The organism is Sorangium sp. So ce117, assembly GCF_051524395.1.
Taxonomy (GTDB): domain Bacteria; phylum Myxococcota_A; class Polyangia; order Polyangiales; family Polyangiaceae; genus Sorangium; species Sorangium cellulosum_B.
In genome coordinates this window covers 4593172-4611049 of the sequence record NZ_CP150309.1, presented here as the reverse complement: position 1 = coordinate 4611049, position 17878 = coordinate 4593172, and the positions used below count along the sequence as shown (strand labels likewise).

General features: G+C 73.5%; 14 protein-coding genes and 1 tRNA gene. 4 read left to right on the top strand and 11 right to left on the bottom strand.

Features of this window, described 5'->3' with window-relative positions:
* Positions 1-452 precede the first annotated feature (452 nt).
* From WMF46_RS17180 to WMF46_RS17170, 3 genes are all read right to left on the bottom strand, one after another.
* Entirely contained in the window at positions 453-3224 is a 2772-nt protein-coding gene (locus tag WMF46_RS17180) for a hypothetical protein (RefSeq protein WP_437986589.1), read from the bottom strand.
* A gap of 136 nt (positions 3225-3360) precedes the next feature.
* Positions 3361-3492, bottom strand: coding sequence for a hypothetical protein (locus WMF46_RS17175; protein ID WP_437986588.1), 132 nt, complete (start codon positions 3490-3492; stop codon positions 3361-3363).
* Between the two features lie 790 nt (positions 3493-4282).
* Positions 4283-4355: transfer RNA gene (locus tag WMF46_RS17170), tRNA-Lys, on the bottom strand.
* A 247-nt stretch (positions 4356-4602) separates the two neighbouring features.
* On the opposite strand from WMF46_RS17170, the gene WMF46_RS17165 reads away from it, so the two are divergent.
* A complete protein-coding gene (locus WMF46_RS17165) occupies positions 4603-5358 on the top strand; it encodes a S1 RNA-binding domain-containing protein (protein ID WP_437986587.1) in 756 nt (251 codons plus the stop codon).
* A 383-nt stretch (positions 5359-5741) separates the two neighbouring features.
* Entirely contained in the window at positions 5742-7547 is a 1806-nt protein-coding gene (locus tag WMF46_RS17160) for a L,D-transpeptidase (protein WP_437986586.1), read from the top strand.
* A gap of 218 nt (positions 7548-7765) precedes the next feature.
* Here the strand turns inward: WMF46_RS17160 and WMF46_RS17155 are convergent, their stop codons facing one another.
* Complete coding sequence (locus WMF46_RS17155; RefSeq protein WP_437553094.1) at positions 7766-8215, bottom strand: acyltransferase; 450 nt, start codon at positions 8213-8215, stop codon at positions 7766-7768.
* Between the two features lie 474 nt (positions 8216-8689).
* Here WMF46_RS17155 and WMF46_RS17150 point away from each other — a divergent pair, with 474 nt between their 5' ends.
* Entirely contained in the window at positions 8690-9466 is a 777-nt protein-coding gene (locus WMF46_RS17150) for a hypothetical protein (protein WP_437986585.1), read from the top strand.
* Between the two features lie 119 nt (positions 9467-9585).
* On the opposite strand, the gene WMF46_RS17145 is transcribed toward WMF46_RS17150, so the two are convergent.
* Both WMF46_RS17145 and WMF46_RS17140 read right to left on the bottom strand, forming a co-directional pair.
* A complete protein-coding gene (locus WMF46_RS17145) occupies positions 9586-9978 on the bottom strand; it encodes a response regulator (RefSeq protein ID WP_437900304.1) in 393 nt (130 codons plus the stop codon).
* Positions 9979-10186: 208 nt separating this feature from the next.
* Positions 10187-10621 (bottom strand): DUF309 domain-containing protein, encoded by a 435-nt coding sequence (locus tag WMF46_RS17140; RefSeq protein WP_437986584.1) that lies wholly within the window; start codon positions 10619-10621, stop codon positions 10187-10189.
* Between the two features lie 110 nt (positions 10622-10731).
* Between WMF46_RS17140 and WMF46_RS17135 the strand changes: the two genes are divergently transcribed.
* Positions 10732-10902 carry a hypothetical protein gene (locus tag WMF46_RS17135; RefSeq protein ID WP_437553086.1) on the top strand — a complete coding sequence of 57 codons (171 nt, stop codon included), beginning with the start codon at positions 10732-10734 and terminating at the stop codon, positions 10900-10902.
* A 50-nt stretch (positions 10903-10952) separates the two neighbouring features.
* Here the strand turns inward: WMF46_RS17135 and hflX are convergent, their stop codons facing one another.
* From hflX to WMF46_RS17110, 5 genes are all read right to left on the bottom strand, one after another.
* On the bottom strand, positions 10953-12383 hold the full coding sequence (gene hflX / locus WMF46_RS17130) for a GTPase HflX (RefSeq protein ID WP_437986583.1): 1431 nt from the start codon (positions 12381-12383) through the stop codon (positions 10953-10955).
* A 242-nt stretch (positions 12384-12625) separates the two neighbouring features.
* The gene (locus WMF46_RS17125; RefSeq protein WP_437986582.1) at positions 12626-14548 is read right to left on the bottom strand and encodes a GAF domain-containing protein; all 1923 of its coding nucleotides are present in this window, start codon (positions 14546-14548) and stop codon (positions 12626-12628) included.
* Positions 14549-14824: 276 nt separating this feature from the next.
* Positions 14825-16240 carry a WD40/YVTN/BNR-like repeat-containing protein gene (locus WMF46_RS17120; protein WP_437986581.1) on the bottom strand — a complete coding sequence of 472 codons (1416 nt, stop codon included), beginning with the start codon at positions 16238-16240 and terminating at the stop codon, positions 14825-14827.
* Between the two features lie 35 nt (positions 16241-16275).
* Positions 16276-16683, bottom strand: coding sequence for a FixH family protein (locus WMF46_RS17115; RefSeq protein WP_437986580.1), 408 nt, complete (start codon positions 16681-16683; stop codon positions 16276-16278).
* A gap of 46 nt (positions 16684-16729) precedes the next feature.
* Positions 16730-17734 (bottom strand): hypothetical protein, encoded by a 1005-nt coding sequence (locus WMF46_RS17110; protein WP_437986579.1) that lies wholly within the window; start codon positions 17732-17734, stop codon positions 16730-16732.
* Between the last annotated feature and the right edge of the window lie 144 nt (positions 17735-17878).

The window sequence follows — 17878 nt, the reverse complement described above, 5'->3', positions numbered from 1 at the left end:
CCAACGCGATGGACACCAAAAATCGTCCGCACGGAGCGAGCGCGACATGAAAAAATAGGATGGCTACAACGAGAAAATTAGTCAGCTTCTCGCAATGCTTTATGAGCCGCAGGCGGGGGTGGGCAGCTCACCCGGGCTTGGGCAGTTGACCCGTGTTGCCGAGGAGCTCCTCGGGAAGGTCGGCCCGGCGACGCGTAGATTGCGGCGCTGGATGCGTCGAGGCCTCGACTGCATAGAGCACGTCGCGCAGATCTTCCCATCGAACCGTGAGCCCCCTCGAGGCCATAGCCTCGTTGCGCCGCCTGTCATCCATGGCGGCCTGTTCGCTGCGTACGCGGCGTCGGGAGGCGTGCCCTCAAGGCCTGTCAGCGACTATGGCCCGGTGGCAGCTGCGAATACGCCGCGGAGATGAGGCCTGAAGGGCTCGGCGCGCGCCATCTCCACGCGGATGCTCAGGGCAGCCACCGCGCGACATCGACGATCTCCCGCGCCACCGCGACGACGCCCTGCGGCCCAGCGACGCGGGCGAACAACGGCGCCAGGTGCCCGAGGTCGTCCTTCGTCCAGTCGTCGAGGAGATCGGGCCGCGGCTTCCAGCCGAGCTCGTTCAGGAGTCTCTGGCAGACGCGGCGCGCGTGCGGCTCGGTCATCGAGGCGGCCAGCGGGATCAGCGCGAAGAGCGCCTCGTCCTCGTCGCTCGGCCGCTCCAGAGCGCGCTCGACCACATCGCGCGCAATCGCCGGCGCGTCGTCCGGCGAGGCCACGGCGATCGCGACCAGCTCTGACCACGGGGCGCCGATCTCGCGGGACAGGTCGAGGACCGCATCGGCCCCGAGAGCCCGGGTCCACGCAGCGGCGTTCCGCGCAAAGAGCAGGCGCGCGCCGTCGCTCTCCCGCAGATCGCCCGACAGCTGGGCCCAGGCGGCCTTGTGGACCGCGGCGGGCAGGTGCGCGAGCAGCGCGGATCGCACCTCGACCCGGTCCGACGGCTGGGGCAGCGTTTCCACCAGCGCGAGCGCATCCTCCACGCGCCCCAGATCGCAGAGGCGCGCGGCGACGGCCTTCACCACCGGGAGGTGGAAGCCGGCCGCAGCCGCGCACGCCTGGACCAGCGCGAACGCGGCGCCGGCAGGCGCGTGCGGCGCGAGCGCGCAGATGCTCCAGCACGCGTCCGGTGGAAGCGCGTCGTCCGCCAGCAGCGACAGCGCGAGCCCCAGCGCCTCCGACGCACCCGCTTCCCGCTCCTCCGCGGGCAGGCCCGTAGCGAGGCGAGCGAGGACCATGTGCCGCTCCGAGGGGGGCAGCGCTTCGGACCATGCCCACAGCCCGCGCACCGCCGCGGGAGACCATCGCGCGGCGGCCTCCGAGAGCCGCGGCAGCTCGTTGCTCCTCGCGTCGGCCGGGACCTCGGCGAACGCCTCGCGACCGAGGTCGCGCGCCTCGTCCTCGGGCAGCAGCGCCGCCAGGGACACGCGCGCGAGGCGGCTCTCTCTGGTCGGCTCGCGACCGAGCCGCGCCGCCGCCTCGCGCGCGGCCGTCACGCGCGCCTGCCCGCCGAGTGCGCGCGCCACGGCGGCGAGCGCGACCCCGCCGGCGTGCTCCTCGCTGGCGGCCTCGAGCGCCCAGTCGAGCACGACGGCGCGCTCGGCGTCGGGCAGCTCGTGCGCCAGCCGGATCAGGGCGCCGGCGCGCTCCGCGGCGTCGGCGATCGGCCGCCCGGCCTCGAGGACGTCCTCGCCGACGCGCGGCATCTCGATGTGGGGTCCGGCGGAGCCCTCGCCTCCCTCGGCCCCTTCTTCTTCCTCCTCGTCGTCCTGCGCCGCCAGCGCGGCCCGCGCGCGCCGCGTCTCCTCGAAGCCAAGGATCGTTCGCACCGAGCTCGTCACGAGCAGGCAGCGGACCCGCGCGGCCAGCACCGCCACGATATCGCCTCCGGCCGCGGCATCGACCAGAAGGCTCGCCGCGCACGCCGCCGTCGCGTCCACGTCGGCGATGAACCCGGACGAGCCATCCGGGCGTGTCCTCCACACGTCGAGCCACGCCCTCGAGACCACGTCGAGCCGCTCTGCGAGGCTCGCGCCGACCCGCTCCAGGTGAGCGCGCCAGTTCCGGCACACGTAGTCAGAGACCGCGCCCGAGGCGAACGCGCGCTTCCCGTGGTCGGCGAACCGGCGATCGACCGCGGCGCGCTCGTGCGGCGCGAGCCGCCCTTCGATGGCCTCGGCCCAGGCCGGGTGACGGAGCGCGAGGCCCGACTCTCCGGCGGCGACGAGCGGTCCGCTCAGCTCGTTCCAGGCGCCGCCGTTCACCGTCGAGATCGCGAGGAGCTCCTCCACCTCGATCGGCGCGAGCGCGCCTGCAAGCCATGGCAATACGGGGCGGATCGTGCCGCCGGCGCAGAGATCCAGGACGCCCGGAGCCCCGGCGGGAACGCTCGCGAGCGCCGGCGCCACAGCCGCGGGCTCCTGCGCAAGGGCCTCGACGAGCGCCTCCACGAGGAACGGCTCCCCGCCGCTCACCCGTGCGACCTCGTCCTTCACGCTGGCCGGCAGATGGCCGAGCCTCCGCCCGATCGCCTCCGCGACGTCGTCGACCGCGATCGGCGGCAGCGCGACCACCTCCGTCCCCTCCCGGAGCCCTCCCAGCGCCTCGCTCGAGCGCGCCGACAGCACGGCGCGCACGCCGGGGCCGAGGTCTCGCAGGAATCGCTGCGCTGCATCGAGGGTCCAGGAGACGCCTTCGTCGAACCCGTCGAGAATGACGACGAGCGGCCTGCTTCCGGGCGGGCGGCCCTCCTCGACCATGGTCGCGAGGACGCGCCGCATCTCCTCGACCCCGTGCGGCCGTTTGCCGGTGCGCCATCGCGACCTGAGAAACAGAGCCACGCGCGCGTAAAGGAGGTTCAGTGCCGTGGACTCCAGCGCCGTACCGAACCGGCGGCTCACGGGGACGAACGCGATCTCGTGCCGGCCCGCGCGGGCCAGCTCCAGCGCCCACGCGCCCAGCAGCATCGACTTACCGCGCCCGCTCGGCCCGAGCAGCGCCACGCGCGCACCGCCATGATCCAGCCACCCTTCGAGGCCCGCCACGGCGCCAGCGCGCGCCTTCCCACCGAGGGGGGCGCTGCTGCAGCGCTCGACCTCGCGCCAGAAGGCGAGGACGCCACGCTCCGCCGCCGCCGGGCCCTTGGCCAGCGCATCCGGTGATCGCGGAGCAGGGATCATGGCGCTGCGAAGGGCGGCGTGCTCGAGGGAGCGGTCCTGAACGGCATGGAGCGTCCCTTGTGCCAGACATTGTCGTTTTCGCCAGGATCTGGCTCGCAGGGTGGCACTCGAAGCGGCGCGTGCCGTACGCCAGGTCTCACGCCTCGACGAACTCCGACGCAACCTCGTCTTTCCCGTCGGGGATCACCCTCTCGGGGAGCCCGCAGACGTTGCTAATCCACCTGGCGGAGTGGCCGAGCGACGTGGTGCGTTCGACGACGTCACCCATGAGATCGAAGGTGCGCCGGACGGTCGCGGCCGACGAACGTACACCGCCTGGCCCCCGGATGCCCCCACACGCCCGCAGTCCGGGGCAATGCGCATCGACGAGGAGGCTACGCATGAAGTTCAAGGCGACGGATCGGGGCCGGCGGCTTTTTCTTTCGGCTCGATAGCGTCTCGCCGCGATAGGAACGAGAACGCCACCATCACCTGCACCTGCCGAGACGGGTACCACGACCTGTTGCGACCAACATCAGAGCTCGGCCAGGTCGACGAGACATCACGTCGGCTTGGTGCGTTGATGACCAGAGCAGCCCCACCGCACAGCCGCACCGGCTCGACGCGGCCGAGCAGCAGCCCGCCAGGGGCAGTGAACTCGCATCCTTGTTCGCATACCACCTCGTCAGCGCGCACGACCCCGAGAGCGAGAAGGCGAACGCACCGACGGCGACTTGCTGGAGGACGTCTCGACGTAGCGCGCACTGCGGATCGTCGCGCGCGAGCGTGCCCCTCGGCTCGCCTCGCCTCGGGCGTCGGCTCATGCCGGCCGCTCGCGCGCGAGGAGGGCCCCACGTATCAGCTCGCCGGCCGCCGGCTGCGGCCGTCGCAGGACGCTCGGAGGAGCGTCCGCGAGCACCTCGGCCACACGTCGATCGCCTCGACGCACCGCTACGCGCACCTGAGCGAGACGGCCATCAAGGGCGCCGTCCGCCAGACGCCCGGGTGGGCAGCGCCGCTGCCCACCTCCGCCTCGATTCCACCTGAGGTTTCGCGTCTAACCTCTCGGAATCATTCAGTGGGTCGACAGGGACTCGAACCCTGGACCTACGGATTAAAAGTCCGCAGCTCTACCGACTGAGCTATCGACCCGATTCAGCGGCCGCGGAAGCTAGCAGAAGCCCCTGCCAGGTTCCACCTTTCCGTTCCCGCCGCCTCCCTGCTCTCCGCCCTCCCCGTCCTCTCCCCAGTCCCGTCCCCCTCCCCCGTCTCCCTCTCCTCCCGCTTCGGCCCCTGCCCCTTGCTTCGGCCCCTCCCTCCCCGTCCTCCCGCCTCTCCCCTCGCTTCCCGCTCACCGCCGCCTTCCTCGCGCCCTCGCCTCGCGCTATGAGGTCGCGCCATGTCGTCGTCACGCCCTTCCGCCGCCTCCAAGGAATCGTTCGCTTCGCTCTTCGAGCAGTCCGAAGGAGCTGGCAAGCAGCGCCGCCGCCAGTACCACACGGGTGAGACCGTCGAGGTGACCGTGGTCGCGATCGCTCGCGAGGCGGTCTTCGCGGATCTTGGCGGCAAGCAGGAGGGCATGTTCGAGCGCGTCGCGCTCGCCGACGGCGACGGCAAGCTCCGCGTTGCGGTCGGCTCGCGCGTCTCGGCCGTGGTCGCCGGCGTCGACTCGGGCACCGGCCAGGTGCGCCTCACGCCGGTCGTCGTGCGCGCGAGCGACGACGGCGACGGTGGGACGTCGCTCGCGGTCTCCGCGCCTGCCGCGGGCGGCGCGCCGCTGCTCGTCGAGGGAGCGCGGGTCAAGGGCAAGGTGACGGGCATCGAGCGTTACGGCGTCTTCGTCCAGATCGCGGGCACCTCGGGCCGCTCGGGCCGCGGCCTCGTCCCGACGGCCGAAACGGCGACGCCTCGCTCCGCCGACCTGAAGAAGCACTTCACGGTGGGGCAGGACGTCGAGGCGAAGATCCTCAACGTGGACGAGTCCGGCAAGATCCGCCTCTCGATCTCCGCGCTCCGCGTCGACGAGGAGCGCGGCCAGTTCGAGTCGTACGCCAAGGGCGAGCGCTCCGGCGGCGGCAACGACAAGGGCGCGAAGCCTGCGCCTCGCAACTTCGGCACGCTGGGTGACCTGCTCGCGAAGAAGATCAAGCGCTAGCGCTTCTTCCCCCTCGTCCCGTCTCCAGCTCTCCCTCCCGTCTCCCTCTCCCTCCTCTCCTTCCCCGTCCCCAAGCCGCCGGCAGGAGATTGCATCTCCCCCTCGGTTCAGCATACACCTCGCCCGCTCAGCCCTTGCGGCTCCAGCTTCGGCTCCTCGTCGCCCGCTGGCTCGCTGGCCCCGCGCGCCTTCGCACCTCGGGCCTGGGTGTCCCTGCCTCCGCCTTCGCGTCGATGCCTTCCCTCGCTCGAGCCTCCGCCCCCGTGTCGCTGCCCGCACCGAAGCGCTCTCTGCGCACGCGCGCTCGCCCCCGCGTCGGTGCTCGCGCCACGGCGCCCTCCCGCTCGCTCTCCGGCGCCCTGCTCCGCGCTCGCGCTCTCGCCGTGACCGTCGCCTTCGCCGGCGCCTCCCCGCTCGCCTTTTCGGCCGCGGCCTGCTCTCCGTCCCAGGATCCGCCCGGCAGGGCCACCGACGATCACCGCTCCGGCGTCGCGCCCGCCCCGTCCGCCACCGGTGCCGCCATCGCGGCCCCGGGTCTCCCCTCGGCCGAGCCGCTGGCCCCCTCTCCTGGATCCGCCGCGCCGGACGCCGTGTCCCCTGCGTCGCTCGCGTCGCTGGCCGCCGCATCACCCTCCTCGAAGGAGTCCACGCTCCCGGGCCGGGGCGCGAAGATCGCCAGCATCGCGATGCGCACCTGGATCTACGTCGCTCCCGACGAGCGCTCGACGAAGCTCGGTTACCTGCGCGCCGGCGCGGTCGTCGATCGGGCCGAGCTCCCCGCGGGCGCCGATGGATGTGCTGGCGGCTGGTACCGGATCGCGCCGCGCGGTTACGTCTGCGTGGGCAAGGGCGCCTCGCTCGCGCTCGAGCACCAGGTGGTCGCCGCCGCCGTGCGCGGCCCGCGCCGTGGTGCGCCGGTGCCTTACTACTACGTCATGTCGGGCTCGCCCCCGCCGCACCTCTACTTCCGGCTCCCGACCGTCGAGGATCAGCGCCGCGTCGAGGGGTCCACGCTCGGCGTCCACCTCGCCCGCGCCGCTGTCGCGCCCTCGTCGTTGCCGCTCGATCCCGTGCCGGAGTTCCTCCTCGCCGGCCGGGATCTCCCGAAGCCGTACGGCGCCGAGGAGAAGCTCCACTACTCGGTGCATACGGGTCGCACCAAGGAGAGCTCCGCCTTCGGCCTGATCACGACCTTCGAGTGGACCAACCGCCGCTTCGGCCTCACGACCGAGCTCGATCTCATCCCGCTCGATCGCACCCGTCCCGCGCGCCTCAGCGCGATGCGCGGCGTGATCATCAAGGATCTCGACGCCGAGGGCGCCGAGGTCCCCGCGAGCGCCTCCGACACGGCATCGGCGGCCGCCGCGGCGTCGTCGGCATCCCCCACGTCCTCGGCCGCCCCGACGCCCGCCGCCGCTCCACCGGCCGACACCGCGAGCTTCTCCATCGCCGAGCTGCCTGCCGACGAGCTGCCTCCCCCGCCGCCCGGCACCGATCCCCGCCCCGATCCCGCCTTGAAGGGCGCCCCAGCCTTCGTCCGCGTCCACGGCACCACGCGGCAGCGCCCCTCCGCGTCGGGCCGCGCGCTCGTCGACGCGGGCCTCGCGCCGCACCGCTCGGGCTGGGTGCTCACCGGCCGCACGCGTGGCGGCGCCAAGGGGCTGCTCGAGACCACCGAGGGCTCATGGCTCGCCGCCGACCACCTCGTCATCGCCGAGCTGCGCAAGGACCCTCAGGGGTTCGCGCGCGACGGCAAGAAGTGGATCGACATCTCGATCCGCCGCCAGATGCTCGTCGCTTACGAGGGCACGCGCCCCGTGTTCGCAGCGCTCATCTCCAGCGGTCGCAGCGGCATGGCCGATCCCGAGGAGACCGACGCCACCGTCCGTGGTTCGTTCTACATCCACGCGAAGCACGTCTCGACCACGATGGACGGCGATGACGAGGCGTCCGAGGCGGCGTTCGACCTGCGTGACGTGCCGTACACCCAGTACTTCCACGGGGGTTACGCGCTGCACGGCGCGTACTGGCACGACGAGTTCGGCAAGGCGCGCAGCCACGGCTGCATCAACCTGGCCCCTGCCGACGCGGCCTGGCTCTTCGAGTGGACCGAGCCCGCCGTCCCGCCCGAGTGGCACGGAGCCATGAACATCGAGGGCGGCGGTACGCTCGTCTATGTGCACGGCTGACGGCTCCGTGCACGGCTGACGGCTCCGTGCACGGCTGACGGCTCCGTGCACGGCTGACGGCTCCGTGCACGGCTGACGGCTCCGTGCACGGCTGACGGCTCCGGCTGCCCCGGCCCCCTCAGGACAGCCGGACGACCGGCCCAGCTCGCCAGGTGCATCCGGCAAGCTGGGCGGGAGGGCCGCTCACCCGACCGCTGCCGGCCCTCCCGTCCGTCCCGTTACTGGCAGGACGCCGGCATCTGCGCGCCGACCAGGAGGCCGCGCAGGGTCGAGAGCGCTTGCCGTCCCTGCGGCGAGTTCGCCAGGCCGTCGCACGCCGAGGCGGCCGCGAGGTAGCCGCCCTGCTGCTCGGGCGGGGCCGACTTCGCGTTCTGGCGCAGCGCCGCGCAGCACTTGCGGATCCCGCTGGAATCGCCCGTGCCGACCACCTTCTTTCCAGCGTCCGCGTCCGCCGTGTCGGCGTCCGCCGCATCCGCCCCGGCGTCCTCTTCGGGCACGATCTGCGTCGTGGGGGTCGGCGTCGGGGCCGGCGTCGGCACGACGGGCGGAGCCGAGGGCACCGGCGGCACGTCGTCCTCTTCCTTCTTGGGGCACCCGCTGGTGACCAGAGCCACTGCAAGGGGGAACATCAGCGCCCCCAGAACCGTGAAGAGCCGTGTAGGTTTCATCTCACCTCAAGTATCCGATTCGCGTTTGCGTGGGAACTTCTGTTCGACGAGGAACGCCCCGATCGCAACCAACTTCCCCGAGCGCACGCGGTCATGAGGCCCGCCGGCTGCACGCCCTCGGCGATCCGAGCGGTCGAAGTATGGGCGTCACGAGCCCGCTCGCAAGATCGCGAACGCCGCCGACGGGCGCGCTTCAGGTGCTCCCCGACCTCGGTAGCAGGCGCGTGCGTCGCGGCGAACACGGCGAGCGCGACGGACGTGAGGCACGCGGCGAACGCGGCGAACGCCTGCGCGCGCGCGGGGCGGAATCGCTTACAACGCTGAGCGACCGCAGCCGATCAGCGTGGGCCTGGGCGCACGGCGGGCCCAAGCACGCGCGCGTGTGCATGTCCAAATCTCGAAAGGACACGCCGACCGGCCGGCGCAGGCGCGCGACTCCAGCGCTCGACCGATACGGCTGAAGCGGGAGCAACCATGAAGTACACGCAGCACGAGGAGTGGACGAACGAACCGCTAGCCGCCGCCAGCCCCGGAGAAGACACCTCGGTCTCGTTCTCGGTGGACGCGCCGTCGGTGGACGCGCCCTCGCTGGATACGCCGGCGATCACGGAGGATGCCGCCGTCACGACCACGCCCGCGGCGCGCGCCGCGAGCGAGGAGCGCGACGCGTCCTCGGGGCAGATCGACCTCACCGCGCTGAAGGCCGGCGAGGAGGGCGCCCGCCCCCAGGTCCTCGACCTCTTGCCGATCTTCCCCTTCGGCGAGCCGCCCGCGTCCGCACCCGTGCCTGAAGCGCCGGCGCTCGACGTGCCGGCGCGCGCGTGGCGCGCCCGCTCGATCGCCGTCCTGCTCGCCGGCGCCACCGCGATCGCGGCCCTCACGGCGGGCATCTCTGCCCCGGATGCCGCCGCCACCGGCCCTCGCGCGGCGGCCGGCCTCGCCGCCGCCGCCCGCGCGGTCGAGGCGCGGCTCCCGCGCGTCGAGGCGCCCGCCGAGCGCGCGCTGGTCGCGCCTCCTGCCGAGCGCGCGCTGGTCGCGCCTCCTGCCGAGCGCGACAGCTCTGGCGACGCGCCCGACGGCGTCGCCGCCTCGCAGCGCGCACCCGGGAACCGCGTACGGGCCCCGGGCGCAGCCGCGCCGACACGCGCCAAGCCGGGCCCCTCGGCGCCGAACACGACCGACCGCCGCGCTCCCACCGACCCGTGCCGCGGCGATCTCCTCTGCGCGATGCGCCGCGCCACGGGCGGCTGATCCACCGCCGAGCCCCTCGCAGACCCGCCGCGGCCTCGGTCGGGCTCATGCCGGCAATGAACCCGCTCAGATGACCCGCTCAGGCAGCGCGCCGGGCCCGCGGCCCGGCCTGGACCTGCTCAAGCGGAGGCCGGGCTCGGGCCGGGCGGGCACCCCGTGTGCGCCGCGATCGAATCGAGCAAGCGGTTCAGATCGAACGGCTTTGCGACCGACGCGCACGCGCCCACCTCGCGGGCCCAGGTGCCGGCGTCCACCGCGGCCGTCATCACGAGGATGGGCGCGCGCGGACCAGGACACGACGCATACGCGCGGGCGAACCCCCAACCGTCCATCACCGGCATGCGCATGTCGAGCAGGATGAGATTCGGCCGGTTGCGCTCCAGCAGCGCGAGCGCGGCCTCGCCGTCGCTCGCCGAGAGGACGTCATAGCCCTCCTCCTCCAGCGTGATCTCGAGCATTTCCCGGATCTCCTGGTCGTCGTCCACGATCAGGATCTGCTTGCGCCGTGTCACGCGGCTCCTTTCGGTTTGCAGCTTGGCCCGAGGCTCGGCGCTCGCCGTCCCCTCCACTCCGGTTCCACAGTACCCGTCTGCCACGATATCCCCCCACACGGGCGCTTCCCATGCGCGACCACCACTCAGGCAAACGATGTCACGCCCGCGTCCCATGTCGCACGCGACGAGCGCAATATCGACTGCGGAGCCCGTTCGGGTCAGACGCTCACGGCCGCGAACGCGCCCCGGACGGCGAGGGCGGCGCGACATCGCCCGCGATCTCCATCCTGGGCAGAAGCGAGGCGTCGATCTCGGTTCTCTCTCCGCGCACGAGCTGCTCGATCACGGCTGCTGCGCGGGTGATGTCGTCGACGAGCAGCGGGATCGCCAGCCCGCCCATGCCATCCGGCGTGCCCGCGAGCCGAGCGCGCGCCTTGTCGAGCAGGCGCAACGCCCCCGGTGGGCTCTGCATCCTCGTGAGCTTGTGCAGGGCCGCGGCGACGAGGATGAGCCCCTGGAGAAACGTCTTCCTCACGGGGTCCGGCTCGTCTCGCCACCCGGACTCCCACAGCTCGTGCGCCTCGAAGAACCGCCCCGCGCGGTAAGCCTCCAGCCCGCGTTGGACGATCGCTTCGAGCGCGGCGTCGGTGGAGGAGCTCATGGCGCGGAGCGACAGCGGACAGCGGACAGCGGACAGCGGACAGCGGACAGCGGAGCGTACCACGCGCCCCGGACGCCCGCGCTCCGGTGCTCCGGTGCTACGCTCGGCGCGTGCAGCGGTGGATCCTCGTCGCGGTGATTGCTGGGCTCCACCTCCTGGCGTTCGCGATCGGCATCCTCCTGCGCCGCCGCAGGCGACGGCGGCGCCTGCAGGCCGACGAGGCGCGCGCCATCGCGGCGCACGCTGACGCAGCGCGCGCCCGCGCCTCCCGCCCGGGCTGACCCCGCTCGCCCGCGCCGAGGCCGCGCGCGCCCGCGCCGCCCGCCGCCCCTCAGCGCGCGAGCAGGCTGCGCAGCCGATCGAGCGCCGCCGCGTGCGCCCGCACCGAGAGCCGGCCGCCGACGTCGTCGTACTCCTCCGAGAGCACGCGCGCGTTCTCGTAGATCTCCCCGATGAGGCTCTGCTTCGCGTACGGCAAGAGCAGCTCGGCCTCCACCATCGACTGCTCGAAGAACGCGATGATCGCCTCCCGCAGCGCCGCCACGTCGTCCGGGATCTTCGCCGACAGCTGCGTCGCCTCGGGGAACTCGAGGCGCAGCGCCTCCCGCTCCTCCTCGGAGAGCCGGTCCACCTTGTTCAGCAGGAGCCGGCTCGGCACCTCGCTCGCGCCGATCTCGGAGAGCACGCCGCGCGTCACCGCGAGCTGATCGCGGAACGTCGGATCCGACGCGTCGGCCACGTAGAGCAGGAGCGACGCCTCGAGCGCCTCGTCCAGCGTCGAGCGGAAGCTCGCCACGAGATCGTGCGGCAGCTTCTTGATGAAGCCGACCGTGTCCGAGACGAGGATCCGCGGGCGCACCTCCGGGTGGAGCGCGCGCACCGTCGTGTCGAGCGTCGCGAAGAGCTTGTCGGCGACGAGCACCTCGCTGCCCGTCAGCGCCCGCATCAGCGACGACTTCCCCGCGTTCGTGTAGCCGACCAGCGCGACGCGGCGCTGCCCTTGCCGGAGCGCGCGGCGCGTCGACTGCTCGCGCTGGACCGCGACGAGCTCCTCCTTCAGCTCCGCGATGCGATCGCGGATCTTGCGCCGATCAAGCTCGATCGCGCTCTCGCCGGCGCCCTTGCCGCCGATCCCGCCGCGCTGCCGATCCCCGCCGCCGCCCGTCTCCCGGAGCCGCGGCGCGACGTAGTTGAGCCGCGCGATCTCGACCTCGAGCTTCGCCTCCCGGCTCCGCGCGTGGCGGTGGAAGATCTCGATGATCACGCCCGCCCGGTCGAGCACCTGCGCGCCCGTCGCCCGCTCCAGGTTGCGCGCCTGGCTCGGCGAGATGTCGTGGTCGACCGCCACGACCGTCGCCAGGCGCGCCGCCTGCTCGGCGCCGCCCGCGCGTGGCTCCGCGCCGTCGTCGTCGCCCGCGTCGTCGCCGTCGTCTTCGCCGAGCTCGACGTCGTCTTCACCGCTTTCACCGCTCTCTGCGGCCCGGCGCGCGCGCGCCTTGTTCTTTCGCTCCGGCGCGCCCGAGGGCACGACGCCGCTGCCGCCCGTGAGCTCCGCGAGCTCCCTGAGCTTGCCCTCCCCGAGCACCGCGGCCGCCGCGAGCGCGCTTCGCCGCTGCGACACGGTCGCGATCACGTTGAAGCCGAGCGTGTGCACGAGGCGGCCGAGCTCGGCCAGATCGGCGGCGTGCTCTACATCGTCGACGCCGGGGAGCTGCACCCCGACGAGCACAGCGAGGGGACGTTCTTGGTTGGTGGTGGTCATACGGTCGTGTGCGAGGGCGGGAGCTTCGCCTCATCCACCCCCGCGACGCAAGCCGCCACGCGCTCGCCCGCGCCTCGCTGCGTCGCCTCGGACGAACCCGCCGGGCTCGCTCCGGCGAACCGCCGAGCTCGCCCCGACATGGACCACGAGGGCGGGCAGGGACAGCCCGACGCCGGCGGCGGGCGTGGCCTTCCGGGCACGCCCGGGGCACGCGCGTCACATCCCGAGGCGCACGAGCGGCGTCACCTCGCTCGCGCCGCCTCGCCGTGCAGCCGCGCGCTCTCGATCGCCAGCGACGCGAAGCGCCCGAGCTCCGCGGCCACGCCCGTGTCGTCTTGCCGGAGCTCGCGCTCCACGGTCCAGAGGCTCAGCAGGCCGAGCTTGCGGCCGCGCGCCGCGAGCGGCACGAGGATCGCCGAGCGGGCGCCGAGCTCTCGCAGCGCCGAGAGGTGCTCCGGCCCGCGGGCGATCCGCTGCAGCCACGGATCGGTGACCAGCGGGATCAGCGTGGCCTCCCTGCGGGCCGTCGCCTCGGCCAGCGAGGCGGCGTCGCCGAGCAGCAGCGGCGGGTGCTTGAGCAGCCTCGGCAGGAGCGCCCGCGCCTCGGGCAGGCGCGCGGACGCGACGAGCCGCGGGGCGCCGCCGCCGTCGTCGAGATCGAGCGCGCAGAGGTCCGCGAAGCGCTCGCCGCCGAGGCGCACCACCTGCTCGATCGTCCCGTCGTGATCGAGCGACTCCGCCATCAGCGCGCTCGCGTCGATCAGGATCTGCCGCGCGCGCTCGGCCTTCCTGAGCTCGGTCACGTCCTCGACCGTCATCACGGCCGCGGTGATGCGCCCCTCGGCGTCGCGCACGGGGGCCACGCTGAAGCTCCCGAGGCGGCGCTCTCCGTCCGCGCGGACGAACTCCATCTCGTCGCGGGAGACCGTCTCGCCGCCGTGCAGCGCCCGGTGGAGCAGCCAGCGCGCGCGCTGGTCGTCGTCGGTCTCGCTGAGCAGCGTCCGCAGCGGCGCGTTGCTCGGGGTCTCCTCGGGGCCGCGGACGATCTCCGCGAACCGCCGGTTGTTGAGCGCGACGGCGCCCGACGTCCCCTCCGCGACGACCACGCCGACCGGGAGCCGCTGGATCGTCGCCTCGAACCGGCCGCGCTCCGCGGCGAGCTGCTCGCGCAGCTGGGCCTGGGTCGCGAGCGCGGCCGCGCGCTCGGCCGCCTTCTTGAAGAGCAGCCGGTCCCCCTCGGAGAACTCCGGCACGCGGCGGGAGCTCACGACCGTGACGCCGACGAGGCGGCCCTCCGAGAGCATCGGCACGCCGTAGAGCGCGTGGAGCGCGTCGCTCGGGCGCTCGCTCTGCGCCCCCGACTCGGGCCCCGCCGCGCCGCCCCCGGCGTCGGTGGCCAGCGGATCCGGCGCCGCCGAGCGCAGCGCCACCGGGCGCCGCTCGCGGACCACGCGCCCCACGAAGCCCTCCGCCAGCCTGTAGGCGCGCAGGCCCCACAGCGCCTCATCGACGCCGATGCCGGCGCGGATCCGCAGCACCTCGCCCTCGAGCAGCAGCATCACCGCCCAGTCGACCGACCGCGCCGACTCGACGAGCACCTCGACAAGCCGCCGCAGCAGCCGATCGATGTGGACGTTGCCCATGCCCTCGGCCGAGACGCGATCGAGCGCGCCGAGCGCGCGCTCGCGCAGCGCGGCGCTCCGCGTCGCCGGATCGATGATCACCTGATCGAGCACCTCGTGCAGGATCGTCATCTCGACCCACGACGGCTGCGTGCCTGTCCGCTCGAGCATCCGGAGCACGCAGCGGCGCAGCACCGAGTACTGCGCGGCGACGTCCTCGAGCTCGAACCCGTCGCGGAGCTTGTCGAGCACGCGGAAGCCGAGCAGCGGCTCGGGGAACTCGACCGACACGGACTCGACGCCGCTCCACGCGTCCTGCTCCTGGTCGCCCGGCGGCGCAGCCGCGGTGGACACGGCCGCCTCGAGGCGCTCGGCGAGGCGCGCGAAGATGGAGGGAAGCTCCTCGCGCAGCGCGATGTAGCCGAGGGACTGCTCGCCCGGCGCGCGGCGACGCTCGGCGCGCTCCCAAGCCTCCAGGATCTCCGCGCTGTGAGCGCGCAGGAAGACGGCGAGCGGCGATCTGGGAAGGTCTCTAGGGGCCATTCACGCGCTGGCCGGAGCCGCGGCGCCCTCAGTCTACGCCAGCCCACGAGGACGTAGATCCAGAAACGAACCGGCGGCGGCTCGCCCGTCCGGCTCTCCCGCGGACGGCGCCGAATCGGTCCGCCCTCTCCGTCCGTACCCTCCTGCCTGCGCCATGCGAGCGCCCTTCCATAAGCGGTTATGTTGCGCTCGTCTGCGCGCCTGCGCCGTCGCGCTCGCTCGTGTGCCGTGGCGCCCGTGCTCCCGACCGCCGGCGCGCTCGCGCATGTCGCCGCGCTAGCGTGCGCGCCGGCGCCGCCGCGCGCTCGCGAGGCCCGCCGCGAGCGCGAGCCAGACCGCACCGCCGGCGGACGGCGCGGCGTCCTCGCCCCGCGCCGCGCCTGCCGCGCCGATCTTGCACCCGCACCCGTCCGACGCCTCCTCTTGTGGCGGCTCGGATCCCCCGCCGCCGCTGCCGGCCGCTGCGGCGCCGCCGTCGCACTGCTGCGAGCCGATGGTGAGCGCCGTCGCACCCCACAGCGGAGCGCAGGTCGAGGTCGCCCCGCTCTCCGGCGCGCACTCGATCGGCCCGCAGAGCCCGTCGAGGTGCAGCAGCGCGGAGAAGCTCTCGCCGTCGTCGATCGATCGGCCCACCGTGAAGCCGTCGGCGAACTCGTCGCCGCAGGCGAAGAGCGCCGCGGCGGTCCAGGTCAAGCACCGCGCGCCGACGTCCGAGATCTTCTCGAACTCGAGCGACGCGGCCGGCGCGCGCCAGATTCCGTCCTGGGGACCGCCCACGATCACGGTCGCGCCGTCCGGCGAGAGCGCGAACCCGAGGAGGTCGCCGGCGCTCTCGAAGGCGGTGGTGAAGCTGCGCCCTCCGTCCTTCGAGACGAGCAGCGCGTCGGTCGGATCGCCGTCGAGCCGCACGTAGACGGTGTCGGGGTCGACGGGATCGATCGCGCCCAGGAACGGCAGGCGCATGTCGTCGCTCCCCGGGATGTCGAGCCGCTCCCAGGTCGCGCCGCGATCGTCGGTGCGCTGGAGGGCCCCGGTGTAGTCGGGCGCGCCGTAGCGGCCGCTCACGTAGACGCGCGCGCGGTCCGAGGGCGCAGCGTCGACCGTGTGGGCGAGGAAGTCCCCGGGCAGATCGACGCCAGCCTTCGTCCAGCTGTCCGCGTTGTCGCTCGTCTCCCAGAGCTGGGTCAGGAACTGGCCCGCCCCGAGCCCCATGCTGACGACGAGCACGGCACGGGAAGGGTCCTCACGATCGGCCGAGAGGTCGGTGACGTAGCGGTTCGTCAGATCGCCCTGAGCGAACGACCAGTCGCAGCCGCCGTTCTTCGACGCGCTGAGGCCGTCGAAGACCCCGGCGATGATCGTCCCGTCGGCGAGGAAGGCGAGCATCGGATCCTCGTTCCCGCCGAAGCCGACGACCGGCTCGCAGATCCAGCGCCAGCGCTCGCCGCCGTCGTGCGTGGCGAGCAGGCCGTAGGTCGCGCGGACCATGAGGCGCGACGGGTCGCTCGGGTGCGACGCGATCAAGCCTGCGGCCGGGAAGCGGCCGTTGGCCGAGGCCGGCGCGGAGAGCGCCGCGACCGAGAGCAGCGCCGCGACCGAGAGCAGCGGCGCCGCGCAGGACGAGAGGGGGCCACGCCGCCGCGCGCCTGGCGCGCTGCGGGAGTGACGCGTCAGCGCTGGGAGGGCTCGCACGGAGCGTTCTGTAGGGACTCGCACGAGGGGTGAGCCTAGTGGACGTCGAACTCGAATGCCGCCTCGTCGATGAGAGACGAGGTCAGGGCCCGGCATTGCACGTCCCAGAGGCCCCCCATCCCGAAGGGCACGTCGGCGACCTCGTACAGGCCGGGCTCGATCTCCGTGCCCTCGTGCACGGACCCGTGCCCCATGCTCGTCATGCTGGCGTAGCAGCGGAGCTTCATCCGCTGCGCCGGGTCCCGCGAGTCGGTCCAGGTGAGCCGCACGTGGAAGGTGTTGAAGCCTCGCTTGATCGGCTCGGTCGACTCCACCGCGAACTCGATGCGCCCGTTCGCACCGACGTCCAGCCGGTGGCCGTCGTCCGGCTCCACGTCCCGGGATCCGCAGCCCGCCGGCGAGAGGACGGCGAGCGCCGCGATGAGGGCGGCGCGGGCGCGCACCCAGCGGCGCCTCGGAGGTGACTTCGGCGAAGGCTGTTCACGAGGTTCAATCACGTCTTCCCCACACGTAGCGGAGGCCTGCGGACAGGGCGGCGAACGCGCCCTCGTTGCGGCCGATCCCGGAGATCGGCACGTCCACCTGGAGGTTGCCGACGGCGGTCCAGCGCGCGCCGACGTCGTGGGCCAGCACGGCGAGCAGCGCCGTCCGCACGCGCTCCTTTCCCATGGGATCGCGCGGGCCCGGGCCAGGCTCATCCTCGCGCGGCTCGCCCTCGCGCTCGTGGAGCGCGCCCACGGTGAGCGAGGCGCCGGAGGGCCACGAGGGCCCCGCCGCGGCGAGGATCTGCAGGCGGGGCGCGGACCGCGCCGCGTCGCCGTCGGGGAGACGGTAGCTGGTGCGGACGCTGGTCGAGGCGGAGAGCAGCGCGTGGAACGAGCCCCACGACTTCTCGAAGACCATCGCCGGCCGGATCTCGGCCACCCCGAGGCCGGTCGTGTCGGCGCCGGTGATGTCGACGCTGTCGACGCCCATCGCGCGGGCGCCGGTCGCGCCGCTCACGCCGGCGTCGAACGGCGCCGTCGCGGTGCTCGGGCCGCGCCCGGTCGGGAGCGTCACGCCGAGCGTGAACGCGGCGGACGGGATCCACGGCGACGCCGCGCCGTCGATAAGGTCGATCCTGGCTGCCGCGCCCAGGTCACCCTGCCCGCCGCCGGACGACGTGGCGCCGAGCCCCACCCCGCTCCAGGTGACCATCATCGGCACGGAGACGGCGAGCTGAAGGTGATCCCCGGCCCGCACCAGCCACCCGGCCTCGGCCCTCAGCTCGCGGTGGTACACGCCCTCGCCGGACGCGTCGAAGCCTCCGTCCACCGCCCACGCCCCGAGCTGCTCGGAGAGCCGGACGGAGAAGCTCGCCGCGGCGCGCTCCGAGGGAGCGAGCCACTGGGCCATGCCGTGGCCCGCACCGCAGCAGGCCGACGCGCGCGCGGCCCTCGGGTGCACCGCGACCGACAGCAGGAGCACCACACCGGCGACGGCTCTGGCCAGCACGGCCGCTCCTATAGGCGAGGCTCCTGCCCCGCGCCAATGCGACACGTTGTCGCGCAGAGGGCGCCTGATCTCGGTCGGGCCGCACCTTCAGGCGGTGTCCCGAGCCGTTTCCGTTCCGCGCGCAGCGCCTCGCGACCGCGCGCG

Excerpts from the sequence above, each read along its gene's own strand:
- WMF46_RS17180 (WP_437986589.1), bottom strand. The coding sequence starts at position 3,224 with ATGATCCCTGCTCCGCGATCACCGGATGCGCTGGCCAAGGGCCCGGCG.
- WMF46_RS17175 (WP_437986588.1), bottom strand. The coding sequence starts at position 3,492 with ATGGGTGACGTCGTCGAACGCACCACGTCGCTCGGCCACTCCGCCAGG.
- WMF46_RS17165 (WP_437986587.1), top strand. The coding sequence starts at position 4,603 with ATGTCGTCGTCACGCCCTTCCGCCGCCTCCAAGGAATCGTTCGCTTCG.
- WMF46_RS17155 (WP_437553094.1), bottom strand. The coding sequence starts at position 8,215 with ATGAAACCTACACGGCTCTTCACGGTTCTGGGGGCGCTGATGTTCCCC.
- WMF46_RS17150 (WP_437986585.1), top strand. The coding sequence starts at position 8,690 with ATGAAGTACACGCAGCACGAGGAGTGGACGAACGAACCGCTAGCCGCC.
- WMF46_RS17140 (WP_437986584.1), bottom strand. The coding sequence starts at position 10,621 with ATGAGCTCCTCCACCGACGCCGCGCTCGAAGCGATCGTCCAACGCGGG.
- hflX (WP_437986583.1), bottom strand. The coding sequence starts at position 12,383 with ATGACCACCACCAACCAAGAACGTCCCCTCGCTGTGCTCGTCGGGGTG.
- WMF46_RS17125 (WP_437986582.1), bottom strand. The coding sequence starts at position 14,548 with ATGGCCCCTAGAGACCTTCCCAGATCGCCGCTCGCCGTCTTCCTGCGC.